Raw genomic sequence first — 19,326 nt, forward strand, 5'->3', positions numbered from 1 at the left:
CGCAATGCGTGGCGGCAAACCGCGACTATTGCTCGGGCAAGCGCGCTCCGGCGGCCTAAGCCCCGGTTCCGGCCAACCCCTGTCAGTCCAAATCCACCCGGATGGTCAGCAAGTCGGTGCCCATCGCGCGTACGCCGGCACTGTTCAGCCGGGGCAGGCCGCGCAGCCGCTGCCTCGGATCGTCGTCGGGTAGCAGGTAGGCGGTCCCACTGCGCCATCGGCCGCCGATGCGGACCCGCACGGCGGGGTTGGCCTTGATGTTGTAGACGTAATCGGAATGCTCGCCGTGCTCGGACACCATCCAGAACTGGTTGTCTACGACGCGCCCGCCCACCGCGGTACGCCGCGGCTGTCCCGTTTTGCGGCCGATGGTTTCGAGCATGGTCATCGGCAGTTGCCGGCCGATTGGATTGACCACGAACCGTTGCACGCGATGGACGAATTCCCGCTTGAGATTCATAGCTGCATTCAACGCTACCGATCTGGCCGCGGCCTCACGTTGGTGCCCCGATAGGGCCGAGCCGCCGCAGTTGTGTCACGTGCCGAGGTGACAGCTCCTCAAGGCAGGTCACGCCCAGTAGCCGCATGGTCCGGATCACACCTGTCTGAAGGATCTCGATCGCGCGGTTGACGCCCGCCTCACCACCGGCCATCAGCCCGTAAAGGTAGGCCCGCCCGATCAGCGTGCACCGTGCCCCCAACGCGATCGCCGCGACGATATCGGCGCCCGACATGATGCCGGTGTCCACCAGGATTTCGGTGTGTTTGCCCAGTTCGCGTGCCACGTGGGGCAACAGGTGGAAGGGTACCGGGGCCCGGTCAAGCTGGCGGCCGCCGTGATTGGACAACACGATGCCGTCGACGCCGCGGTCCACCACGGCGCGGGCGTCGTCGAGTGTTTGGATCCCTTTGACAACGAGCTTGCCCGGCCACTGCGACTTGATCCAGGCCAAATCGTCGAAGGTGAGGCTGGGGTCGAACACGGTGTTCAAGTACTCGCCGACGGTGCCAGGCCAGCGATCCAGTGAAGCGAAGGCCAGCGGTTCGGTGGTCAACAAGTCGAACCACCACCGCGGGTGTCCCATCGCGTCGAGAACGGTTCGCAGCGTCAGCGCCGGCGGGATAGACATCCCGTTGCGGACATCGCGTAGCCGGGCACCGGCGACCGGGACGTCGACCGTGACCAGCATGGTGTCAAATCCCGCGGCGGCGGCGCGCCGCACCAATGCCATCGAGCGGTCTCGATCACGCCACATATACAGCTGGAACCATTTGCGGCCCTGCGGCACAGCGATGACGAGGTCTTCGATGGCACAGGTGGCCAGGGTGGATAGCGAAAACGGGATCCCAGCCGCGGCCGCCGCCCGCGCGCCGGCGATCTCGCCCTCGGTGTGCATCAAGCGGGTGAACCCGGTTGGCGCGATCCCGAATGGCAAGACGGTGGGCTGACCGAGGACGTTCCAGCCGGCGCACACGGTGGTGACGTCACGCAGGATAGTCGGGTGAAACTCGATGTCGCGGAACCCTTGTCGAGCACGCTCGATGGACAGTTCGTCCTCGGCAGCCCCGTCGGCGTAGTCGAACGCCGCCCTAGGGGTACGCCGTTTGGCAATGCGTCGCAGGTCCTGGATGGTCAGCGCGGCGCCCAGGCGGCGCTTGGAGGTGTCGAACTGCGGCCTGTTGAACTGGAGCAGGGGTGCCAGATCGCGCACTCTGGGCACTCGCCGGTTGACCGCCATCCGTTTATCTAACCAGTGTGCAACCGTAGTGATATGAAGTCAGCAAGCGACCCGTTCGACCTGAAGCGTTTCGTGTACGCGCAGGCTCCGGTCTACCGCAGCGTCGTCGAGGAGCTGCGCGCCGGACGAAAGCGCGGTCATTGGATGTGGTTCGTCTTCCCACAACTCCGCGGGCTAGGTAGTAGCCCACTGGCAGTGCGCTACGGCATCTCCTCGCTCGAGGAAGCCCAGGCCTATCTGCAGCATGACCTGCTCGGGCCCCGCTTGCATGAGTGCACCGGGTTGGTCAACCAGGTGCAAGGCCGCTCAATCGAGGAAATCTTCGGCCCGCCCGACGACCTCAAGCTGTGCTCGTCGATGACCCTGTTCGCCCGTGCCACCGACGCCAACCAGGACTTTGTCGCGCTGCTCGCCAAGTATTACGGCGGCGGAGAGGACCGGCGGACGGTGGCATTACTGGCGGTCACATAGACCGCGCGATCCACCGGGGCGTCGACGCCTGACAGCGGATGTAGGTTCGGGCTCATGGAGAAGGTGATCGCCGTGCTCATGCGGCCCGAGCCAGACGACGACTGGTGTGCCCGCCAACGAGCTCAAGTCGCCGACGCCCTGCTGGGACTGGGCGTTGCTGGGCTGTCGATCAATGTCCGGGACAGTACCGTGCGCGACTCACTGATGACCCTGACAACGCTGTACCCACCGGTCGCAGCGGTGGTCAGCCTGTGGACCCAGCAGTGCTATGGCGAGCAGGTAGCAGCCGCCCTCAGGCTACTGGCTCAGGAGTGTGATGAACTCGGCGCATACCTGGTGACCGAGTCGGTTCCGCTGACCTTCCCATCGCTCGTCGAGTCCGGTTCTCGTACACCGGGTCTGGCCAACATCGCGCTCCTGCGCCGGCCCGATGGCCTGGACCAGGCGACCTGGCTGACCCGCTGGCAGCGCGACCACACGCAAGTGGCTATCGAGGCACAGGCGACATTCGGCTACACCCAGAACTGGGTGGTACGAGCCCTCACCCCAGAGGCACCGGGAATCGCGGGCATTGTCGAAGAGTTGTTTCCCGTGGCGGCGACAACCGATCTGAAAGCCTTCTTCGGAGCCGCCGACGACAACGATCTGCGGAATCGGATAAGCCGGATGGTCGCGAGCACATCTGCATTCGGTGCCAACCAGAACATCGACACCGTGCCAACCAGCCGCTACGTGTTCAGAACACCGTTCAAGGATTGAGGAACGTGAGATGACAACACTCAACGAAGCCGCGGCACTGGCGGCGGCAGAACGTGGGCTTGCGGTGGTTTCCACCGTTCGTGCCGACGGCACCGTGCAGGCGTCGCTGGTCAACGTTGGACTGTTGCCGCATCCTGTCAGCGGCGAACCATCTCTGGGATTCACCACCTATGGCAAGGTCAAACTCGGCAACCTTAGGGCGCGCCCACAACTGGCCGTCACGTTCCGCAACGGTTGGCAGTGGGCGACCGTCGAAGGCCGAGCACAACTTGTCGGCCCCGACGATCCGCGGCCGTGGCTGGTCGACGGCGAGCGATTGCGGCTGCTACTCCGCGAGGTCTTCACTGCGGCGGGTGGCACGCACGACGACTGGGACGAGTACGACCGGGTGATGGCGCAGGAGCAGCGCGCCGTGGTGCTGATCACGCCCACCCGCATCTACAGCAACGGCTGAGGGACTCAGCAAACGGCGTCGCTCGTGCGACCTGCGGGGTCGAGTTGGGTTGGGTTGAGTCGGGCGGCTGCGATGATAGCTCGCAGTGTGCGCCGGCAGCGTCCGCAGTCGCCGCCAGCCCCGCACACAGCGGCCACTTCTTTGGAGGTCGACGCACCTCGCGCCACGGCGTCACACACGGTTTGGTTGGTGACGCCGACGCACAAGCACACGTACATCAGCAAACCCCCAGCAGATGCTGCGTCGGCGAACGATCAAGCCGCATATTAGTGGAGTCTAACCTAAGCTGATTAGTGGAGTCTAACCTAACAATGACCCGCGGCTTGGACTTTGCGCCGGCGAGACGCGCCGACGCCGCAACAAACCCTGCGCCGACCCGTACTCGCTGCACTAGATTGAGACGCGGCACGCAAACGTGCTGTTATCAGCCCAAGACGAGCCCGACACCGGTGCGCTCCAGCCCTGCCCACCTGGCGCGGTTCGCCACGACAGCCTTATATCCCATAGGAGTGGTCATGCAAGGTGATCCCGATGTTCTGCGCCTGCTCAACGAACAATTGACCAGCGAGCTCACCGCTATCAACCAATACTTTCTGCACTCCAAGATGCAGGACAACTGGGGTTTTACCGAGCTGGCGGCCCACACCCGCGCGGAGTCGTTCGACGAAATGCGGCACGCCGAGGAAATCACCGATCGCATCTTGTTGCTGGATGGTTTGCCGAACTACCAGCGCATCGGTTCGTTGCGTATCGGCCAGACGCTCCGCGAGCAATTTGAGGCCGATCTGGCGATCGAATACGACGTGTTGAATCGTCTCAAGCCAGGAATCGTCATGTGCCGGGAGAAACAGGACACCACCAGCGCCGTACTGCTGGAGAAAATCGTTGCCGACGAGGAAGAACACATCGACTACTTGGAAACGCAGCTGGAGCTGATGGACAAGCTAGGAGAGGAGCTTTACTCGGCGCAGTGCGTCTCTCGCCCACCGACCTGATGCCCGCTTGAGGATTCTCCGATACCACTCCGGGCGCCGCTGACAAGCTCTAGCATCGACTCGAACAGCGATGGGAGGGCGGATATGGCGGGCCCCACAGCACCGACCACTGCCCCCACCGCAATCCGAGCCGGTGGCCCGCTGCTCAGTCCGGTGCGACGCAACATTATTTTCACCGCACTTGTGTTCGGGGTGCTGGTCGCTGCGACCGGCCAAACCATCGTTGTGCCCGCATTGCCGACGATCGTCGCCGAGCTGGGCAGCACCGTTGACCAGTCGTGGGCGGTCACCAGCTATCTGCTGGGGGGAACTGTCGTGGTTGTGGTGGCTGGCAAGCTCGGTGATCTGCTCGGCCGCAACAGGGTGCTGCTAGGCTCCGTCGTGGTCTTCGTCGTTGGCTCTGTGCTGTGCGGGTTATCGCAGACGATGACCATGCTGGCGATCTCTCGCGCACTGCAGGGCGTCGGTGCCGGTGCGATTTCCGTCACCGCCTACGCGCTGGCCGCTGAGGTGGTCCCACTGCGGGACCGTGGCCGCTACCAGGGCGTCTTAGGTGCGGTGTTCGGTGTCAACACGGTCACCGGTCCGCTGCTGGGGGGCTGGCTCACCGACTATCTGAGCTGGCGGTGGGCGTTTTGGATCAACGTGCCGGTTTCGATCGCGGTGCTGACAGTGGCGGCAACCGCCGTCCCTGCGTTGGCCCGACCGCCCAAACCGGTCATCGACTACCTTGGGATCCTGGTCATCGCTGTGGCCACGACCGCTTTGATCATGGCCACAAGTTGGGGCGGAACCACCTACGCCTGGGGCTCAGCGACCATTGTCGGGCTGTTGATCGGGGCCGCAGTGGCGCTGGGTTTCTTCGTGTGGCTGGAGGGCCGCGCCGCTGCGGCCATCCTGCCGCCCAGGCTGTTTGGCAGCCCAGTATTTGCCGTGTGCTGCGTCCTGTCCTTCGTGGTCGGATTCGCGATGCTGGGTGCACTGACCTTCGTACCGATCTATCTGGGGTACGTGGACGGCGCGTCGGCGACCGCGTCAGGTCTGCGCACGTTGCCGATGGTGATCGGCCTGCTGATCGCCTCGACCGGGACGGGTGTCCTGGTCGGCCGGACGGGCCGCTACAAGATCTTCCCGGTCGCGGGGATGGCGCTGATGGCGGTTGCGTTCCTGCTGATGTCGCAGATGGACGAGTGGACGCCACCGCTGCTGCAATCGCTGTACCTGGTCGTCCTAGGTGCCGGCATCGGATTGTCCATGCAGGTGCTCGTTCTCATCGTGCAGAACACGTCGTCTTTCGAAGACCTCGGCGTCGCAACATCGGGTGTGACCTTCTTCCGGGTGGTCGGCGCCTCGTTTGGTACCGCAACATTCGGTGCGTTGTTCGTAAACTTCCTGGACCGAAGACTCGGTTCCGCGCTGACGTCGGGCGCCGTGCCTGTCCCGGCAGTGCCATCTCCGGCTGTCTTGCATCAGCTGCCCCAGAGCATGGCCGCCCCGATCGTGCGGGCATATGCCGAGTCGCTCACCCAGGTGTTCCTTTGCGCGGTCTCGGTCACGGTGGTCGGTTTCATCCTGGCGCTGTTGCTGCGAGAGGTACCGCTCACCGACATCCACGATGACGCCGACGACCTCGGCGACGGGTTCGGTGTGCCCAGAGCCGAATCGCCGGAGGATGTGTTGGAAATCGCGGTTCGGCGTATGCTGCCGAACGGGGTGCGACTGCGCGATATTGCGACACAACCCGGTTGCGGACTCGGCGTCGCCGAGCTGTGGGCCCTTCTGCGGATCTATCAATACCAGCGGCTGTTCGAGGCAGTACGGCTGACCGATATCGGTAGACACCTGCACGTGCCCTATCAGGTCTTTGAACCCGTCTTCGACCGTCTGGTCCAGACCGGCTACGCGGCACGCGACGGCGACATCTTGACGCTAACCCCGTCCGGGCACCGTCAGGTCGACTCCCTCGCAGTTTTGATCCGTCAGTGGCTGCTCGACCACTTGGCCGTGGCGCCCGGCTTGAAGCGACAGCCAGACCACCAATTCGAAGCCGCTCTGCAGCACGTCACCGACGCGGTGCTCGTTCAACGAGACTGGTATGAAGATCTGGGCGACCTGTCGGAATCACGCCAACTCGCGGCTACAACGTAGCGATGCTTGCCGCGCGTAGCCGCGCGAGCTGATCCGCGCTGCAGAATGACTGCCATGACAGCCACACCGCTTGCCGCGGCCGCGATCGCCCAATTGGAGGCAGAGGGCGTCGACACCGTCATCGGCACCGTCGTGAACCCCGCCGGACTCACCCAGGCCAAGACCGTGCCGATACGCCGGACCAACACATTCGCCAATCCTGGCCTCGGCGCCAGTCCGGTGTGGCATACCTTCTGTATCGACCAATGCAGTATTGCATTCACCGCAGACATCAGTGTGGTCGGCGATCAACGTCTCCGCATCGATCTGTCCGCCTTGCGCATCATCGGCGACGGGTTGGCGTGGGCGCCCGCCGGGTTCTTCGAGCAGGACGGCACACCGGTCCCCGCCTGCAGCCGAGGAACGCTGAGCCGGATCGAGGCCGCGCTTGCTGATGCCGGCATCGACGCGGTAATCGGCCACGAAGTCGAATTCCTCTTGGTCGACGCGGACGGCCAGCGGCTGCCTTCGACGCTGTGGGCGCAGTACGGTGTCGCCGGGGTGCTCGAGCACGAGGCGTTCGTCCGCGATGTCAACGCCGCGGCAACGGCAGCAGGCATCGCTATCGAGCAGTTCCATCCCGAATACGGTGCCAACCAATTCGAGATCTCGTTAGCGCCGCAGCCGCCGGTCGCGGCCGCCGATCAGCTGGTGCTGACCCGCCTCATCATCGGCCGTACCGCCCGCCGGCACGGGTTACGCGTGAGCCTATCGCCAGCGCCCTTCGCCGGAAGTATCGGATCCGGTGCCCACCAACACTTCTCGCTGACTATGTCGGAAGGGATGCTGTTCTCCGGTGGGACTGGAGCAGCTGGCATGACCTCGGCCGGGGAGGCCGCGGTGGCAGGAGTGCTTCGCGGACTGCCGGACGCCCAAGGCATCCTGTGCGGATCGATCGTGTCCGGTCTGCGAATGCGACCCGGTAACTGGGCCGGAATCTATGCATGCTGGGGTACCGAAAACCGGGAAGCGGCGGTGCGATTCGTCAAGGGCGGGGCTGGCAGCGCGTACGGCGGGAACGTGGAGGTGAAGGTCGTCGACCCGTCGGCCAACCCGTATCTCGCGTCGGCGGCGATCCTCGGACTGGCACTCGACGGCATGAAGACCAAGGCGGTGTTGCCGTCGGAAACGACCGTAGACCCGACACAGCTGTCTGACGTGGATCGTGACCGTGCCGGCATTCTGCGACTTGCTGCCGATCAGGCGGATGCAATTGCTGTACTGGATAGTTCGAAACTGCTTCGGTGCATCCTTGGCGATCCCGTGGTAGATGCAGTGGTCGCGGTACGCCAGTTAGAGCATGAGCGCTACGGTGACCTCGATCCTGCGCAGCTGGCCGACAAGTTCCGGATGGCTTGGAGTGTGTAACGATGGCCGACTCCGCCGGTTCGGACCTGACGCGGCACACGGCCGAAGTGCCGTTGATCGATCAGCACGTCCACGGATGCTGGCTGACCGAGGGGAACCGGCGGCGGTTCGAGAACGCGCTCAATGAGGCCAACACCGAACCCCTGGCAGACTTCGACTCGGGATTCGACTCACAACTCGGGTTCGCCGTGCGCAACCACTGCGCTCCCATCCTTGGATTGCCTAGGCACGTTGATCCGCAGACTTATTGGGATCGCCGCAGTCAATTCAGTGAAGCTGAATTGGCTCGCAGATTTCTGCAGGCCGCCGGGGTAACCGACTGGCTGGTGGAGACCGGAATCGGCTACGACGTGTCCGGAATGGCAAGCGTCGCCGGCCTCGGCGAACTGTCGGGCAGCCACGCTCACGAGGTGGTTCGTCTTGAACAGGTGGCCGAACAGGCCGTGCAGGCATCCGGCGACTACGCCTCGGCGTTCAACGAGATACTGCGCCGGCGCGCAGCCACAGCGGTGGCAACCAAGTCCATCCTGGCCTATCGAGGTGGATTCGACGGTGATCTGACCGAGCCACCCGCGGCGCAGGTCGCCGAGGCCGCCAAGCGCTGGCGCGACCGTGGCGGTGTCCGATTACAGGATCGGGTTCTGCTGCGCTTCGGGTTGCATCAGGCGTTGCGCCTGGGCAAGCCGCTGCAGTTCCACGTCGGATTTGGCGACCGGGACGCTGATCTGCACAAGGCCAATCCGCTGTATCTGCTCGACTTCCTGCGGCAGTCCGGCAATACCCCAATCGTGTTGCTGCACTGCTATCCCTACGAACGAGAAGCCGGTTATCTGGCACAAGCCTTCAACAACGTCTATCTTGACGGCGGGTTGAGTGTGCACTACCTGGGGGCCCGGTCGCCGGCCTTCATCGGCCGACTACTGGAGCTTGCCCCCTTCCGCAAGATCGTGTACTCGTCGGACGGATTCGGCCCCGCGGAACTGCACTTTCTCGGTGCAACGTTGTGGCGCAGTGGAATTCAGCGTGTTCTGCGTGGCTTTGTCGAGCGCGACGACTGGTGCGAGACCGATGCCCTGCGGGTGGTCGACCTAATTGCCCATGGCACTGCCGCACGCATCTATCGCCTTGGCGATCGGTAGCTTTCAGGTGGCGCAGGTGTGGCCCCGTCACGGGCTAACCATGGACCGTGCCGGACCCAGTGTCACCGGCAGCGTCGACCAACCGCGCAGCACCCGCGTGTCACGCCGACTTCCGGCACCCGCGGCCCGCACATCGGGGAAGCGGTCGAAGAACGTTCTCAGCCCGACCTCGCCTTCGGCGCGGGCCAGGGCGGCCCCCAGGCAGAAGTGGCGGCCGGTAGAGAACGCAAGATGTCGTCCGGCATTGGGGCGTTCGATGTCAAAGCGGTGCGGATCCGGGAACACAGCGGGATCGCGGTTGGCGGCTGCTAGGTAGATCACCACGACTTCGCCGCGTTTGATTCGCACACCAGCCACCTCGACGTCACGGCAAGCCACCCGGGCGGTGAGCTGAACCGGCGAATCCAGCCGCAGGATTTCTTCAACCGTATTCGGCCACAGCTCCGGATGTTGGCGCAGTGTGGCCAGATGTTCGGGGGTATCCAACAACATGCGAATCCCGTTGCCTAACAGGTTCACTGTGGTTTCGAATCCGGCGACCAAAACCAGTCCGGCGATCGCCCGAAGTTCGGTCTCGTCGAGCTGTGTCTCGTTGTCCCCGCTTTCGGCGATCTGGATCAACTGACTCATCAGGTCGTCACCCGGAGCGTGCCGCAACTGCTGCAGATGCCCTTCCAGCCAGCAGTCGAATCCTCGTATCCCCTGCTGCACACGCAGGTACTGCCGCCACGGAATCCCGATGTCTAGACTCGGCGCTGCCAACTCACCAAATTCCAGGACGCGCGGCCTGTCATGCTCGGGCACGCCCAAAATTTCGCTGATGACCACGATCGGCAGTTGCGAGCAATAGCGTCCTACGACGTCCACAATCCCGGGCTGCTCAGCGAACCGATCCAAGAGATTGATCGCGGTCTGTTCGACCAGATCGCGTAGCGCGCTGACCGCCCGTGAGGTGAACACCGCCGACACCGTTTTGCGGTAGCGAGTGTGATCGGGCGGCTCGACGGCCAGCAGCGAAGGTTCTCGCAGGGGGTGAAGTTGATCGCCGCGGGTCCGCCGCTCCAGCCAGCGCAGCGGTGGTGGCAGATTCTCGCCGAAGGAGACGACGCGGAAGTCGTCCGATCGCAGCAGGTCATGGGCGAGCCGATGGTCGACGGTCAGGTAGTTGGCGCGGTTGCGCACCAGGGCGCCGTGGGACCGGACTTCGTCGTAAAAGGGCACCGGATCGGTGGCGACGGCCGGATCCGCGATCAGCCGGGCCTGCAAGTCGCCACGCCGAATCCCGATTGCCGCAATGCCGCGGATCACCCCGTGCATCGCCAACCAGTGCAGCTTGTCCTTCACCGCGCCTCCGTCGATCGAGTGGCTTTTCTTCAAGACTAGAACCCGCAATTCAACATTCGGCGAGGATGTTGAAGTCTGTTGACACCACCGTGTTGGGTTTTTTGCTGCTGATGCCGTAGGCACTGCCGGCAACTGTGTATGTGTTGCGGGCGCGGTCGGCGCGGGCGTTGCCCACCCCGCCGTGCCAGAAGCTGCCGTTGAACCCGTCGACGTTACGGATCTTCACCCACTGCGGGATTACCCTGTCACCGCTGAGCAATACCACGGCTTGGACGGTGCTGTCGTGGTTGCGGATGTCGATGGTCCGGTAGGAGTGCTCCTGGCTGCATTTTGCGGGACGTGTCGTGTGAGTGACGCCGTCAATAGTCAGGCGTGCGGCTTTTCGGGGTACCGTCTGAGCTTGCCCGCACGCGGAGAGACCAGCCGCGACGACCATTGCAACTCCGGTCACTGTGACCAACCGATTGCACACCAGCCACCTCCATTCGGGCCTGAGCATCGTGCTCGGGACATTACTTCCGTTTTGGCTCCAACGTGGCCAGGGACTTGGCAATGTGACGTCGGACGAACTCCGGACTGACGCCCTTGAGCCGATCAATCCAGCGAATGCTTCGGGGCACATACCAATGCAACCGTGTGGGGTGCTGGTAGGCCCGCCAGGCTGCCTCGGCGACGCTGGACGAGGGCATCAGCCGGAACATGCCCTTCTTGGGCGCGGCAGCGCGGATCTGCTCCGCGGAGATCGTGTAGGGGCCCTCGTCGGAATGCTGGCGCGTCGAGGTGAGGATAGCGGTGTCGATCAGACCGGGCAGCACGTCGGCGACGCGAACCCCATGACGCTGCCACTCAACGCTCAACGCCTCGGTCAACCCCTTGACGGCGTGTTTGGTCGCCGAGTAGACCGCGATACGCGGCATGCCATAGGTGCCCGCGGACGACGACGTCGAGAACATCAGACTTCCCGGTGCTTTCTTGAGGTAAGGCAGTGCGGCGTAGGCGCCAGTGAGCACCGCCTTGAAGTTCACGTCGACGACGCGCACGGCGGCCTCGTACGGCACGTCCTCGAACCAACCGCCTTCGCCGATGCCGGCGTTGTTCCACATCATGTCGAGACCGCCGCCGACATTGCCGGCGCAGAAATCAGCGAGCGCACCCTCAAGGGCCGCCTTGTCCGTAACGTCGACGGCGCGGGCCCACAGCCGTTCGGCACCAAGCTGTACGCGCAGGGCAGCCAGCCCATCCTCATTGCGGTCTATCGCACCTACTCGCCAGCCGTTGGCGTGGAAAAGCGTTGCACCCTCGCGGCCCATTCCACTGCCGGCGCCGGTGATGAATATCGCTTTCATGCGGAATCCGGAATAGCCGAACCGCCCTCAGCCTGCTTCAACCAGATCTTTGATGCGCTGCAACGTCTTGGTCATGTCTCGGATGTTGCGGCGCTGACGCAGCCAGCCCCCGAACACCCGGTAGTACACGGTGGTCAACACGGACGGGGGGAGCCGAAACGACTCAGTGACCTCGGTGCCGTCGGCGGTGGGCGTCAAACGATAATGCCAATTGTTCACCGGTCTGTCGCCGAGCAGCACAGCAAACCCGAACTCACGGCCCGGTTCGCATGCCGTCACCTCGCATACCGTCCAGTAGACCGGCCCGATCCCGTTGCGCCGGACATGCCCGCGGAATCGAGCGCCAAGCGCGGGGCCGGTGGCACCGTCAAGCCACTCGGCCTCGAAGGTTTCCGGCGAGAACCGGCCGGTATTGCGGACATCCGCGATCAATGTCCAGATCTTGTCCGGCGGCGCTGCCATGTGAACTGTGGCCGAACCTTCCATGACCTGATCCAAACACATACGTCGACCTGGTCATAGACCGCACACGCCGCCAACCGTCAGCGCGGAATACTTGCCTGAATGCCTGCCCAAATGATCTCGTTGATGATTTGCTTGATGCCCTGCGCGGGTTTCGACCACAGTGCGATCGGAAGGCCAGAGGCGGCGCCGCACGTCGGCCACGCGTCCAATCCCTGTTCGGCGAGAACCCGATTGGCAACTGCGATTTGTTGTTCCCGAGAGGCAGCTGCTGGGTTGCCGACACCGCCGAATGCGGCCCAGGTGGCCGGCTTGAACTGCAGTCCGCCGTATTTGCCGTTTCCGGTGTTGGCCGCCCAGTTGCCCCCGGATTCGCACTGCGCGACGGCGTCCCAGTTCGGGCTGGGACCGGCGTGGGCAACGGCGGTGGAGAGCGACATGGATGCCGTGACGAGTCCTGCGGCCATGGCGGACTTGATGAGCGGCTTGGCGATTCTTGTCATGCTCGACATATCGCCGGAAGTGGCCGAAGCGTTACCGATTAGAGAGAGTGGTGAGATCGGGTGTCTATTGCACCGCGACCGGCCGTGGTCGGCCGGCAAAGGATACACAACCGGATTAATCAGGCCGGCGGTAGGGCCTGGCAATACGACTGTGTTGCTGTCGTCAGGGCCCGTTGATAGAGGCTATCGAGGTGGCGGGACCGCACTATGTCGCGTTTGGCGCGGTCGAGTTGGGCGGCGCAGGACGGCGCGGACAGCAAACTCCAGTGACTCCAAATCTGCGACAGCATCCGATTATTCAGGGAGTCGATCGCCGATCGCGATGCCGATAGATCCGGCGGCTCCGGGGGCGCGCTGGCCGGGTTGAGCTTCCAGTCCGAGAACCGGCTGTACTCGATTGCCTCGGTGGCGCGAATCTGGTCGTCGAAGACGCGGGTGACGTAGTCGGGGTCGATGTGCTGCGAGCGGGCATCTTCGCCCAACTTTGCGAGTTGCTGTTCGACTCGGCCGGAATCCTCAATGGGCAGCTGAGCACGCCACTTGAAGGCTGCCACCGGGTCGGCGACCTCCAACCGCTCAGCGGCGGCGTCGACCAACTCGGCTAACTGGCTGGTGCCGTCGGCTCGCGCCAGCGGGGGGCCTAGTGGTGCAATCAGCGACAACAGGATGCCGATCGAGACGGCGGTCGCGAGGTATATCTCACGTGGACGGGTAAGCAACCCTTCGGTTGATCCCGTCAGCCGGCGCCTAACGAACTCTGCAGGTCACCCTTCATGGCGTTGAGCTGAGCGCCCCAGTACTCCCAGCTGTGCGTGCCGTTGGGCGGGAAGTTGAACACGGCGTTGTGCCCGCCCGCGGCGTTGTACGCATCCTGGAACTTCAGGTTGCTGCTACGAACGAAGTTCTCCAAGAACTCGGCGGGTATGTTGGCACCGCCCAACTCGTTCGGGGTGCCGTTCCCGCAATAAACCCATAGCCGGGTGTTGTTTGCGACCAGCTTGGGGATCTGCTGCGTAGGGTCGTTGCGCTCCCATGCCGGGTCACTCGAGGGACCCCACATGTCTGCGGCCTTGTAACCGCCGGCGTCACCCATCGCGAGGCCGATCAGGCTAGGCCCCATCCCCTGAGAGGGGTCCAGCAGGGCCGACAGCGAGCCGGCGTAGATGAACTGCTGGGGGTGGTAGGCGGCCAAGATCATTGCCGACGAGCCGGCCATCGACAAGCCGATTGCAGCGCTGCCGGTGGGCTTCACGGCCCTGTTGGCGGACAACCATTGCGGCAGCTCGCTGGTCAGGAAGGTTTCCCACTTGTAAGTCTGGCAGCCAGCCTTACCGCAGGCCGGGCTGTACCAGTCGCTGTAGAAGCTGGACTGCCCGCCGACCGGCATGACTATCGACAGTCCCGACTGGTAGTACCACTCGAACGCCGGGGTGTTGATATCCCAGCCGTTGTAGTCGTCTTGGGCGCGCAGGCCGTCGAGCAGATAAACCGCAGGTGAGTTGTTCCCACCGCTCTGGAACTGAACCTTGATGTCGCGGCCCATCGACGGCGACGGCACCTGCAGGTACTCGACCGGCAGCCCCGGCCGGGAGAACGCGCCCGCGGTTGCCGCTCCGCCGGCAAGCCCCACCAGGCCCGGAAGGACTACAGCCGCTGCCGTGCCGATCATCAATCGGCGTCCCCAAGCTCGAATCTTTCGGCTCACGTCTGTCATACCTGTGCCCCTTTGTCCTGTATGTCGTCGTGTGCTCGGGCCAGAACATACCGTGTGTGGAGGCCAAATGTCGATTCGGGCGCAAAGTCGTCTCATTTCCGTATCGGTTACCGCCGCGGACAGAGCAAGTGTGTTAGAGGGCTCACAAACGGTATGGCGGTATGGATCTATCGCGGATTTCTCAGAATCGCGGCCCGGGGCTACCGGCTGTGCTCCCCCAGGGAGGCCGAACTTGCGTTCACCGCGTAGGCTCGCTCGAAGCAAGCCGACGAAGACCACGCTATCCCGGTCTGTTCCGGCGTCCGCGTAACACCGCACTGGGGTTTGTGGCGTGCGATGGTGCGGGCTGAGGGCATCGGAGGTTCCGGGAACGATTGAGGTGCGAGAATTTGGACACGGTACTTGGGCTCTCGATAACGCCTACCACCCTGGGGTGGGTCCTCGCTGAAGGACACGGCGCAGACGGCGCCATCTTGGACCGCAACGAATTGGAGCTACATAGCGGTCGTAACGCGCAGGCCATACATACCGCAGAGCAGCTGGCGGCGGAAGTTCTGCTCGCCCATGAAGTGGCCGCTGCAGGCGATCATCGGTTGCGCGTCATCGGAGTGACCTGGAACGCCGAAGCTTCGGCTCAGGCGGCGCTGCTGGTAGAGTCGCTGACCGGTGCAGGTTTCGACAATGTGGTGCCGGTTCGGCGGCTACGTGCCATCGAGACACTGGCGCAGGCTATCGCACCCGTTATCGGCTACGAGCAAATCGCGGTATGCGTTCTTGAGCATGAGTCGGCGACCGTCGTCATGGTCGACACCCACGACGGAAAGACGCAGATCGCCGTCAAGCATGTGTGCCGCGGATTATCAGGACTGACCTCCTGGCTGACCGGCATGTTTGGTCGCGATGCCTGGCGCCCGGCCGGCGTGGTCGTGGTCGGCTCGGATAGCGAGGTCAGCGAATTCTCGTGGCAGCTCGAAAGGGTCCTGCCGGTGCCGGTCTTTGCGCAAACGATGGCGCAGGTTACGGTCGCGCGGGGTGCGGCCCTGGCGGCGGCCCAGAGCACCGAGTTCACCGATGCGCAGCTAGTGGCCGACAGTGTCAGCCAACCAACGGTCGCGCCCAGGCGATCCCGGCACTACGCCGGGGCGGCGGCAGCGTTGGCCGCCGCGGCCGTGACCTTCGTGGCTTCGCTGTCCCTAGCGGTGGGCATCCAGCTGGCTCCGCACAACGATACCGGGACGGCGAAGCACGGAGCGCACAAGCCGACGCCACGTATCGCAAAGGCCGTGGCGCCGGCGGTGCCGCCTCCGCCGACGGTCACGCCACCAGTCCCTGCTCGGGCACCCCGGCCGGCTGCGCAGCACGAACCACCCGCTCGCGTCACCTCCGGCGAAGCGCTCACGGAGCCGAACCCGCCTGAGGAGCAACCGAATGCTTCTGCGCCGCAACAGGATCGGAATGACAGCCAGCCGATCACTCGAGTGCTAGAGCACATACCCGGCGCTTACGGTGACTCGGCACCCCCAGCTGAGTAGTCGGAGGCCGCCGTAGCCGGTTGCGAAACCTGTTCGCGCGGACCCATGTCGAGGCGAAGCGGTGGGTACTCGTCGCGCATCAGCGTGGTGTATGCGCGGACCCGCAACGCCCACCGGTTTACTCCGATCACCAGGTTGTATAGCCCTATGGGGTACCGGCCGGTGAACAGGAGCGCCACCACGGCGACGAGCAGCAGGATCACCAGTAGCGAAGGCCACATTATGCCGACGCGGTCGTGGGGGTCGATCAGGAAGACTCGCCAACCGCTGGAGAGGAAGACCGCCAGGATCAGGTAGTGGGGGATGGCAAGTAGCCACCACTTAATCAGCACCAGGCCGCGGCTCAACCGCTCCGGATAGTCAACCTCCAAGTCAGCCGGATACTCCGCCTTTGTCTGCAGGCTGAAGGGCGGGTACCGGTCGGTTCCCAGCGCCGACAGCGCATAGAAGGCAACCCGCCAGCGCCACCGCATGACGCCGACATTGAAGTCGAACAGCGTCCGGGGATATCTGCCGGTGAACAGGATGGCAAAGAACGCGATCACGGTGACCACCACGGCGGCAACGTGCAAGAAGAACAAGACAATGTAGTGCGGGATGGCCAAAAACCACTTGACTAGCCACTGCCAACGTGACAACGCAGGATCGAGGTCACCCCGGACCCGGACTGGATAGGCGTCAGGTTGCATGATCGACGGCTCCTTTACATGCGCGTCGGCTCGATCCACGAGCCAGGCCCATTGTCTCTCATCTGCCGCGCATGGGCGAAGCCATCGTCGTGCGCTACGGACACCGGATCGACGTGCAGTAATAGCCTTGGGCTGTAGGCAGCTTTCCGGGCGATGACGGCGGCACTGGTAATCCATTGTCGGCCAACAATTTACTGAGAGGGGTCGGTACAGATTGCCAGCCGTGGCTATCCAGGTACGTGGCAACGTCGTTGCGCTCGCCGTCGCTGTATAGCAGGTGGGTGATTTCTATGTCGAACCCGTGGACGCTCCAGCGCTGCGAAGCGGTGTCAAGGAGGTCGGATGCCGGTCCGCCATCGTCATCTACCGACTCCCCGGCGCGCTGAGCGCGGTGATGTTGTCCAGCAAGCGATCCTGAGCGTCGGGCGGCAGGAATGCCAGCAGGCCCTCGGCGAGCCAGGCACTGGGTTGGTTGGGGTCAAAGCCCGCTTGGCGCAACGGGGTCGGCCAGTCACGTCTGAGGTCGACGGGAACCGCGCGAGGTCAGCTGTTGCAGTGGCATCCAGATCAGCAAGTGTCGTCATCGGTATGCGCGCGCGTCAAGACCTGAGGCCAGGATGACAGCCTGCCGAATCCCCGCAGACGTCGCGTCACGGAAAAACGCATCGAAGTACCGCGTCCGGGCGGCCAACAGGTCGGCCAATCGCTGCAGTCCCCACGTGCCGTCGGGGTCGTCGACGTCGGTCGCCTTGATGTTTCCGGCGGCCCAGCGAGTGAAGAAGTCAATCCCCACGGCTCTCACCAGTGGTTCGGCGAACGGATCATCGATCAGCGGGTTATCGGCCCTGGTGGCCACCGCGCGGGCGGCAGCCACCATCGTCGCCGTTGCTCCGACGCTAGTTGCCAGGTCCCACGCGTCGTTGTTGGTGCGCGGCATCGGGATCCTTTCGGCTCGGCCAGCGATATACAGCCTTCGAAGTCCACCGCTTGTGGGATCAATCGTCCTTTGCCCGAACCGCGGTGAATGCCACGCTCACTTCGTCGGCGACCCGTATTGAACCCATCAACAGCGAGTAGGGTTTGACGCCGTAGTTGGACTGGCGAACCGTGGTGTCGGCAGAGATGCGCCACGCAGCACCGAGATCCTCTGTGTGCAAGTCGATGACGTGTTCTCGCGACTTTCCCCGGATGTGCAGTTTCCCGGTCAGGCGGTACCCATTCCCGGTCTGGGCAATGGCTTCCGTGGTAAAGCGAATATGGGGGAAGCGGCTGGCGTTGAGCGTTTTCAGCGCGTTCGCCCGCACCAGAGCTTTCTCAGGCTCGGACAGCCCCTTCACGCCACCCTCACCGCGCATCACCTCGAAGGAATCCACCTCAGCCATAAGCTCGACGGCGACGGGATCGGTGCCGGACCAGTTCACCAGGGCCTGCCACCGTGTCATCGCGATGGTCAGGCGATGACCCAAGCGCGCGGCTCTGCCAACGACTCCGGTGCGAAGTACCAGCTCGCCGTCGGAAGCATCAAGAGTCCACACCTCGTCGCTCACGCTACGACTGTATTCAGACGACCTGCCTGCCCGCCCCTCCCGCCGCGTCTTGTGGGCCACGACACAATCGTTATGCTTGGTGAGGCTCGCCGGTGCCGTTGGAGGGGTGCAACATGATTCGCGAACTGGTCACCACCGCTGCGATCACGGGTGCCGCGATCGGTGGGGCGCCAGTCGCGGGCGCAGACCCGCAGCGTTATGACGGCGATGTGCCGGGGATGAACTATGACGCTTCGCTGGGCGCCCCATGCTCCAGCTGGGAGCGCTTCATTTTTGGACGAGGCCCCTCCGGTCAGGCCGAAGCCTGTCATTTTCCGCCTCCTAACCAGTTCCCCCCGGCCGAAACCGGCTACTGGGTGATCTCCTACCCGCTGTACGGCGTCCAGCAGGTCGGTGCGCCGTGTCCGAAGCCGCAGGCGGCCGCGCAGTCTCCGGATGGGTTGCCGATGCTGTGTCTGGGAGCCCGTGGATGGCAGCCGGGATGGTTTACCGGGGCCGGGTTCTTCCCCCCGGAGCCATAACCGGTGGGTGTTTCTCATGATCATGTGCGAAGGCCGGCCCACCGAATCACCGATCCCACGGTGGCTGCGCTTCGTGCTTACGTCTGACCGTGCCGGCTCGGCATGGTATATCGGGGCGGGCTTCTTCTTCGCGCCAGTGCTGGCGGTGCTTTCGCCATGGCCGACCATCACCGCGGTGCTGTGGTGGATCATCGGACTGGCGGGACTATGGCTCGGACTGCTCGGAATCGCGATGGCAGTCGGACTGGCCCGGGTGTTGCGTTCCGGCGCCGAGATACCGGAAGCCTACTGGCGCACGCTGGTCGACTACCGATCCGCCAACGAATAGGAGACTCCGATGAGCTTCAATCCCAAAGATGCGGTCGACGCTGTCCGGGACATTGCGGCCAATGCCGTCGAGAAGGCCTCGGACATCGTGGAAAACGCCGGCCACATCATCCGCGGCGACATCGCTGGCGGGGCCAGCGGCATCGTCAAGGACTCCATCGACATCGCCACCCACGCGGTCGACAGAACGAAAGAAGTGTTCACCGGCAAGACGGACGACGAAGGTTAG

The 19,326-nt window shown here is 63.9% G+C and carries 23 protein-coding genes and 1 pseudogene; 11 read left to right on the top strand and 13 right to left on the bottom strand.

The window, feature by feature from the left end:
- Positions 1 to 82: 82 nt before the first annotated feature.
- Complete coding sequence (locus MCAN_RS09845; RefSeq protein WP_003409380.1) at positions 83 to 472, bottom strand: nitroreductase family deazaflavin-dependent oxidoreductase; 390 nt, start codon at positions 470 to 472, stop codon at positions 83 to 85.
- Positions 473 to 494: 22 nt separating this feature from the next.
- A complete protein-coding gene (lldD, locus tag MCAN_RS09850; protein WP_014000990.1) occupies positions 495 to 1,739 on the bottom strand; it encodes a quinone-dependent L-lactate dehydrogenase in 1,245 nt (414 codons plus the stop codon).
- 33 nt (positions 1,740 to 1,772) lie between these two features.
- Between lldD and MCAN_RS09855 the strand changes: the two genes are divergently transcribed.
- The 3 genes from MCAN_RS09855 to MCAN_RS09865 are packed head-to-tail and all read left to right on the top strand — an operon-like array spanning position 1,773 to position 3,423.
- A complete protein-coding gene (locus tag MCAN_RS09855) occupies positions 1,773 to 2,210 on the top strand; it encodes a DUF1810 domain-containing protein (protein ID WP_003409385.1) in 438 nt (145 codons plus the stop codon).
- A 54-nt stretch (positions 2,211 to 2,264) separates the two neighbouring features.
- Positions 2,265 to 2,969, top strand: coding sequence for an EthD domain-containing protein (locus MCAN_RS09860; RefSeq protein WP_003899058.1), 705 nt, complete (start codon positions 2,265 to 2,267; stop codon positions 2,967 to 2,969).
- Between the two features lie 10 nt (positions 2,970 to 2,979).
- Entirely contained in the window at positions 2,980 to 3,423 is a 444-nt protein-coding gene (locus MCAN_RS09865) for a PPOX class F420-dependent oxidoreductase (RefSeq protein WP_003899059.1), read from the top strand.
- A 5-nt stretch (positions 3,424 to 3,428) separates the two neighbouring features.
- Here MCAN_RS09865 and MCAN_RS21385 read toward each other — a convergent pair whose 3' ends face one another.
- A complete protein-coding gene (locus tag MCAN_RS21385; RefSeq protein WP_003910872.1) occupies positions 3,429 to 3,641 on the bottom strand; it encodes a (2Fe-2S)-binding protein in 213 nt (70 codons plus the stop codon).
- A gap of 297 nt (positions 3,642 to 3,938) precedes the next feature.
- Here MCAN_RS21385 and bfrA point away from each other — a divergent pair, with 297 nt between their 5' ends.
- The 4 genes from bfrA (at position 3,939) to MCAN_RS09885 (ending at position 9,112) form a co-directional block, all read left to right on the top strand.
- Positions 3,939 to 4,418, top strand: a complete 480-nt coding sequence (gene bfrA / locus MCAN_RS09870) for a bacterioferritin BfrA (RefSeq protein ID WP_003409398.1) — start codon at positions 3,939 to 3,941, stop codon at positions 4,416 to 4,418.
- An 84-nt stretch (positions 4,419 to 4,502) separates the two neighbouring features.
- Complete coding sequence (locus MCAN_RS09875) at positions 4,503 to 6,566, top strand: Rv1877 family multidrug efflux MFS transporter (protein ID WP_003899060.1); 2,064 nt, start codon at positions 4,503 to 4,505, stop codon at positions 6,564 to 6,566.
- A gap of 54 nt (positions 6,567 to 6,620) precedes the next feature.
- Positions 6,621 to 7,973, top strand: coding sequence for a type I glutamate--ammonia ligase (locus MCAN_RS09880; RefSeq protein WP_003409401.1), 1,353 nt, complete (start codon positions 6,621 to 6,623; stop codon positions 7,971 to 7,973).
- A 2-nt stretch (positions 7,974 to 7,975) separates the two neighbouring features.
- Positions 7,976 to 9,112 carry an amidohydrolase family protein gene (locus tag MCAN_RS09885; protein WP_003899061.1) on the top strand — a complete coding sequence of 379 codons (1,137 nt, stop codon included), beginning with the start codon at positions 7,976 to 7,978 and terminating at the stop codon, positions 9,110 to 9,112.
- Between the two features lie 27 nt (positions 9,113 to 9,139).
- Here MCAN_RS09885 and MCAN_RS09890 read toward each other — a convergent pair whose 3' ends face one another.
- Genes MCAN_RS09890 through ag85B form a run of 7 tightly spaced genes read right to left on the bottom strand, consistent with a single transcriptional unit; the run spans position 9,140 to position 14,481 of the window.
- Positions 9,140 to 10,456, bottom strand: coding sequence for a cytochrome P450 (locus MCAN_RS09890; protein WP_003409406.1), 1,317 nt, complete (start codon positions 10,454 to 10,456; stop codon positions 9,140 to 9,142).
- Positions 10,457 to 10,505: 49 nt separating this feature from the next.
- A complete protein-coding gene (locus MCAN_RS09895) occupies positions 10,506 to 10,928 on the bottom strand; it encodes a lipoprotein LpqH (RefSeq protein WP_014000991.1) in 423 nt (140 codons plus the stop codon).
- A 40-nt stretch (positions 10,929 to 10,968) separates the two neighbouring features.
- Entirely contained in the window at positions 10,969 to 11,802 is an 834-nt protein-coding gene (locus tag MCAN_RS09900; RefSeq protein ID WP_014000992.1) for an SDR family oxidoreductase, read from the bottom strand.
- 27 nt (positions 11,803 to 11,829) lie between these two features.
- The gene (locus tag MCAN_RS09905) at positions 11,830 to 12,306 is read right to left on the bottom strand and encodes an SRPBCC family protein (RefSeq protein WP_003409417.1); all 477 of its coding nucleotides are present in this window, start codon (positions 12,304 to 12,306) and stop codon (positions 11,830 to 11,832) included.
- Between the two features lie 38 nt (positions 12,307 to 12,344).
- Positions 12,345 to 12,875, bottom strand: coding sequence for a resuscitation-promoting factor RpfC (gene rpfC, locus MCAN_RS09910; RefSeq protein WP_014000993.1), 531 nt, complete (start codon positions 12,873 to 12,875; stop codon positions 12,345 to 12,347).
- Positions 12,876 to 12,886: 11 nt separating this feature from the next.
- Positions 12,887 to 13,486, bottom strand: coding sequence for a chorismate mutase (locus MCAN_RS09915; protein WP_003899064.1), 600 nt, complete (start codon positions 13,484 to 13,486; stop codon positions 12,887 to 12,889).
- Between the two features lie 17 nt (positions 13,487 to 13,503).
- Positions 13,504 to 14,481 carry a diacylglycerol acyltransferase/mycolyltransferase Ag85B gene (gene ag85B, locus MCAN_RS09920; protein ID WP_003409456.1) on the bottom strand — a complete coding sequence of 326 codons (978 nt, stop codon included), beginning with the start codon at positions 14,479 to 14,481 and terminating at the stop codon, positions 13,504 to 13,506.
- 389 nt (positions 14,482 to 14,870) lie between these two features.
- Between ag85B and MCAN_RS09925 the strand changes: the two genes are divergently transcribed.
- Positions 14,871 to 16,013, top strand: coding sequence for a DUF7159 family protein (locus MCAN_RS09925; protein ID WP_003899065.1), 1,143 nt, complete (start codon positions 14,871 to 14,873; stop codon positions 16,011 to 16,013).
- Here the strand turns inward: MCAN_RS09925 and MCAN_RS09930 are convergent.
- The 3 genes and pseudogenes from MCAN_RS09930 to MCAN_RS09940 all read right to left on the bottom strand — a co-directional run bounded on the left by MCAN_RS09930 (position 15,983) and on the right by MCAN_RS09940 (position 18,249).
- The gene (locus MCAN_RS09930; protein WP_003409492.1) at positions 15,983 to 16,702 is read right to left on the bottom strand and encodes a DUF4389 domain-containing protein; all 720 of its coding nucleotides are present in this window, start codon (positions 16,700 to 16,702) and stop codon (positions 15,983 to 15,985) included. The two genes, MCAN_RS09925 and MCAN_RS09930, sit on opposite strands and share 31 nt — an antisense overlap.
- A 94-nt stretch (positions 16,703 to 16,796) precedes the next feature.
- A pseudogene (locus MCAN_RS23240) lies at positions 16,797 to 17,639 on the bottom strand (class I SAM-dependent methyltransferase).
- Between the two features lie 58 nt (positions 17,640 to 17,697).
- Entirely contained in the window at positions 17,698 to 18,249 is a 552-nt protein-coding gene (locus MCAN_RS09940; protein ID WP_041180085.1) for a YceI family protein, read from the bottom strand.
- Between the two features lie 113 nt (positions 18,250 to 18,362).
- On the opposite strand from MCAN_RS09940, the gene MCAN_RS09945 reads away from it, so the two are divergent.
- Genes MCAN_RS09945 through MCAN_RS09955 form a run of 3 tightly spaced genes read left to right on the top strand, consistent with a single transcriptional unit; the run spans position 18,363 to position 19,326 of the window.
- Positions 18,363 to 18,770, top strand: a complete 408-nt coding sequence (locus MCAN_RS09945; RefSeq protein WP_003409509.1) for a hypothetical protein — start codon at positions 18,363 to 18,365, stop codon at positions 18,768 to 18,770.
- 16 nt (positions 18,771 to 18,786) lie between these two features.
- Positions 18,787 to 19,098, top strand: coding sequence for a hypothetical protein (locus MCAN_RS09950; protein ID WP_003409512.1), 312 nt, complete (start codon positions 18,787 to 18,789; stop codon positions 19,096 to 19,098).
- A gap of 9 nt (positions 19,099 to 19,107) precedes the next feature.
- Complete coding sequence (locus MCAN_RS09955; protein WP_003409515.1) at positions 19,108 to 19,326, top strand: Rv1893 family protein; 219 nt, start codon at positions 19,108 to 19,110, stop codon at positions 19,324 to 19,326.

This window comes from Mycobacterium canetti CIPT 140010059, from assembly GCF_000253375.1.
GTDB lineage: Bacteria > Actinomycetota > Actinomycetes > Mycobacteriales > Mycobacteriaceae > Mycobacterium > Mycobacterium tuberculosis.

Bases quoted from the DNA above. Each gene is read 5' to 3' on its own strand.
- MCAN_RS09885 (WP_003899061.1), top strand. From the start codon at position 7,976: ATGGCCGACTCCGCCGGTTCGGACCTGACGCGGCACACGGCCGAAGTG.
- ag85B (WP_003409456.1), bottom strand. From the start codon at position 14,481: ATGACAGACGTGAGCCGAAAGATTCGAGCTTGGGGACGCCGATTGATG.
- MCAN_RS09880 (WP_003409401.1), top strand. From the start codon at position 6,621: ATGACAGCCACACCGCTTGCCGCGGCCGCGATCGCCCAATTGGAGGCA.
- MCAN_RS09875 (WP_003899060.1), top strand. From the start codon at position 4,503: ATGGCGGGCCCCACAGCACCGACCACTGCCCCCACCGCAATCCGAGCC.
- MCAN_RS09945 (WP_003409509.1), top strand. From the start codon at position 18,363: ATGATTCGCGAACTGGTCACCACCGCTGCGATCACGGGTGCCGCGATC.
- MCAN_RS09930 (WP_003409492.1), bottom strand. From the start codon at position 16,702: ATGCAACCTGACGCCTATCCAGTCCGGGTCCGGGGTGACCTCGATCCT.
- MCAN_RS09905 (WP_003409417.1), bottom strand. From the start codon at position 12,306: ATGTGTTTGGATCAGGTCATGGAAGGTTCGGCCACAGTTCACATGGCA.
- MCAN_RS09900 (WP_014000992.1), bottom strand. From the start codon at position 11,802: ATGAAAGCGATATTCATCACCGGCGCCGGCAGTGGAATGGGCCGCGAG.
- MCAN_RS21385 (WP_003910872.1), bottom strand. From the start codon at position 3,641: ATGTACGTGTGCTTGTGCGTCGGCGTCACCAACCAAACCGTGTGTGAC.
- MCAN_RS09855 (WP_003409385.1), top strand. From the start codon at position 1,773: ATGAAGTCAGCAAGCGACCCGTTCGACCTGAAGCGTTTCGTGTACGCG.
- lldD (WP_014000990.1), bottom strand. From the start codon at position 1,739: ATGGCGGTCAACCGGCGAGTGCCCAGAGTGCGCGATCTGGCACCCCTG.
- MCAN_RS09865 (WP_003899059.1), top strand. From the start codon at position 2,980: ATGACAACACTCAACGAAGCCGCGGCACTGGCGGCGGCAGAACGTGGG.
- MCAN_RS09955 (WP_003409515.1), top strand. From the start codon at position 19,108: ATGAGCTTCAATCCCAAAGATGCGGTCGACGCTGTCCGGGACATTGCG.
- MCAN_RS09950 (WP_003409512.1), top strand. From the start codon at position 18,787: ATGATCATGTGCGAAGGCCGGCCCACCGAATCACCGATCCCACGGTGG.
- bfrA (WP_003409398.1), top strand. From the start codon at position 3,939: ATGCAAGGTGATCCCGATGTTCTGCGCCTGCTCAACGAACAATTGACC.
- MCAN_RS09860 (WP_003899058.1), top strand. From the start codon at position 2,265: ATGGAGAAGGTGATCGCCGTGCTCATGCGGCCCGAGCCAGACGACGAC.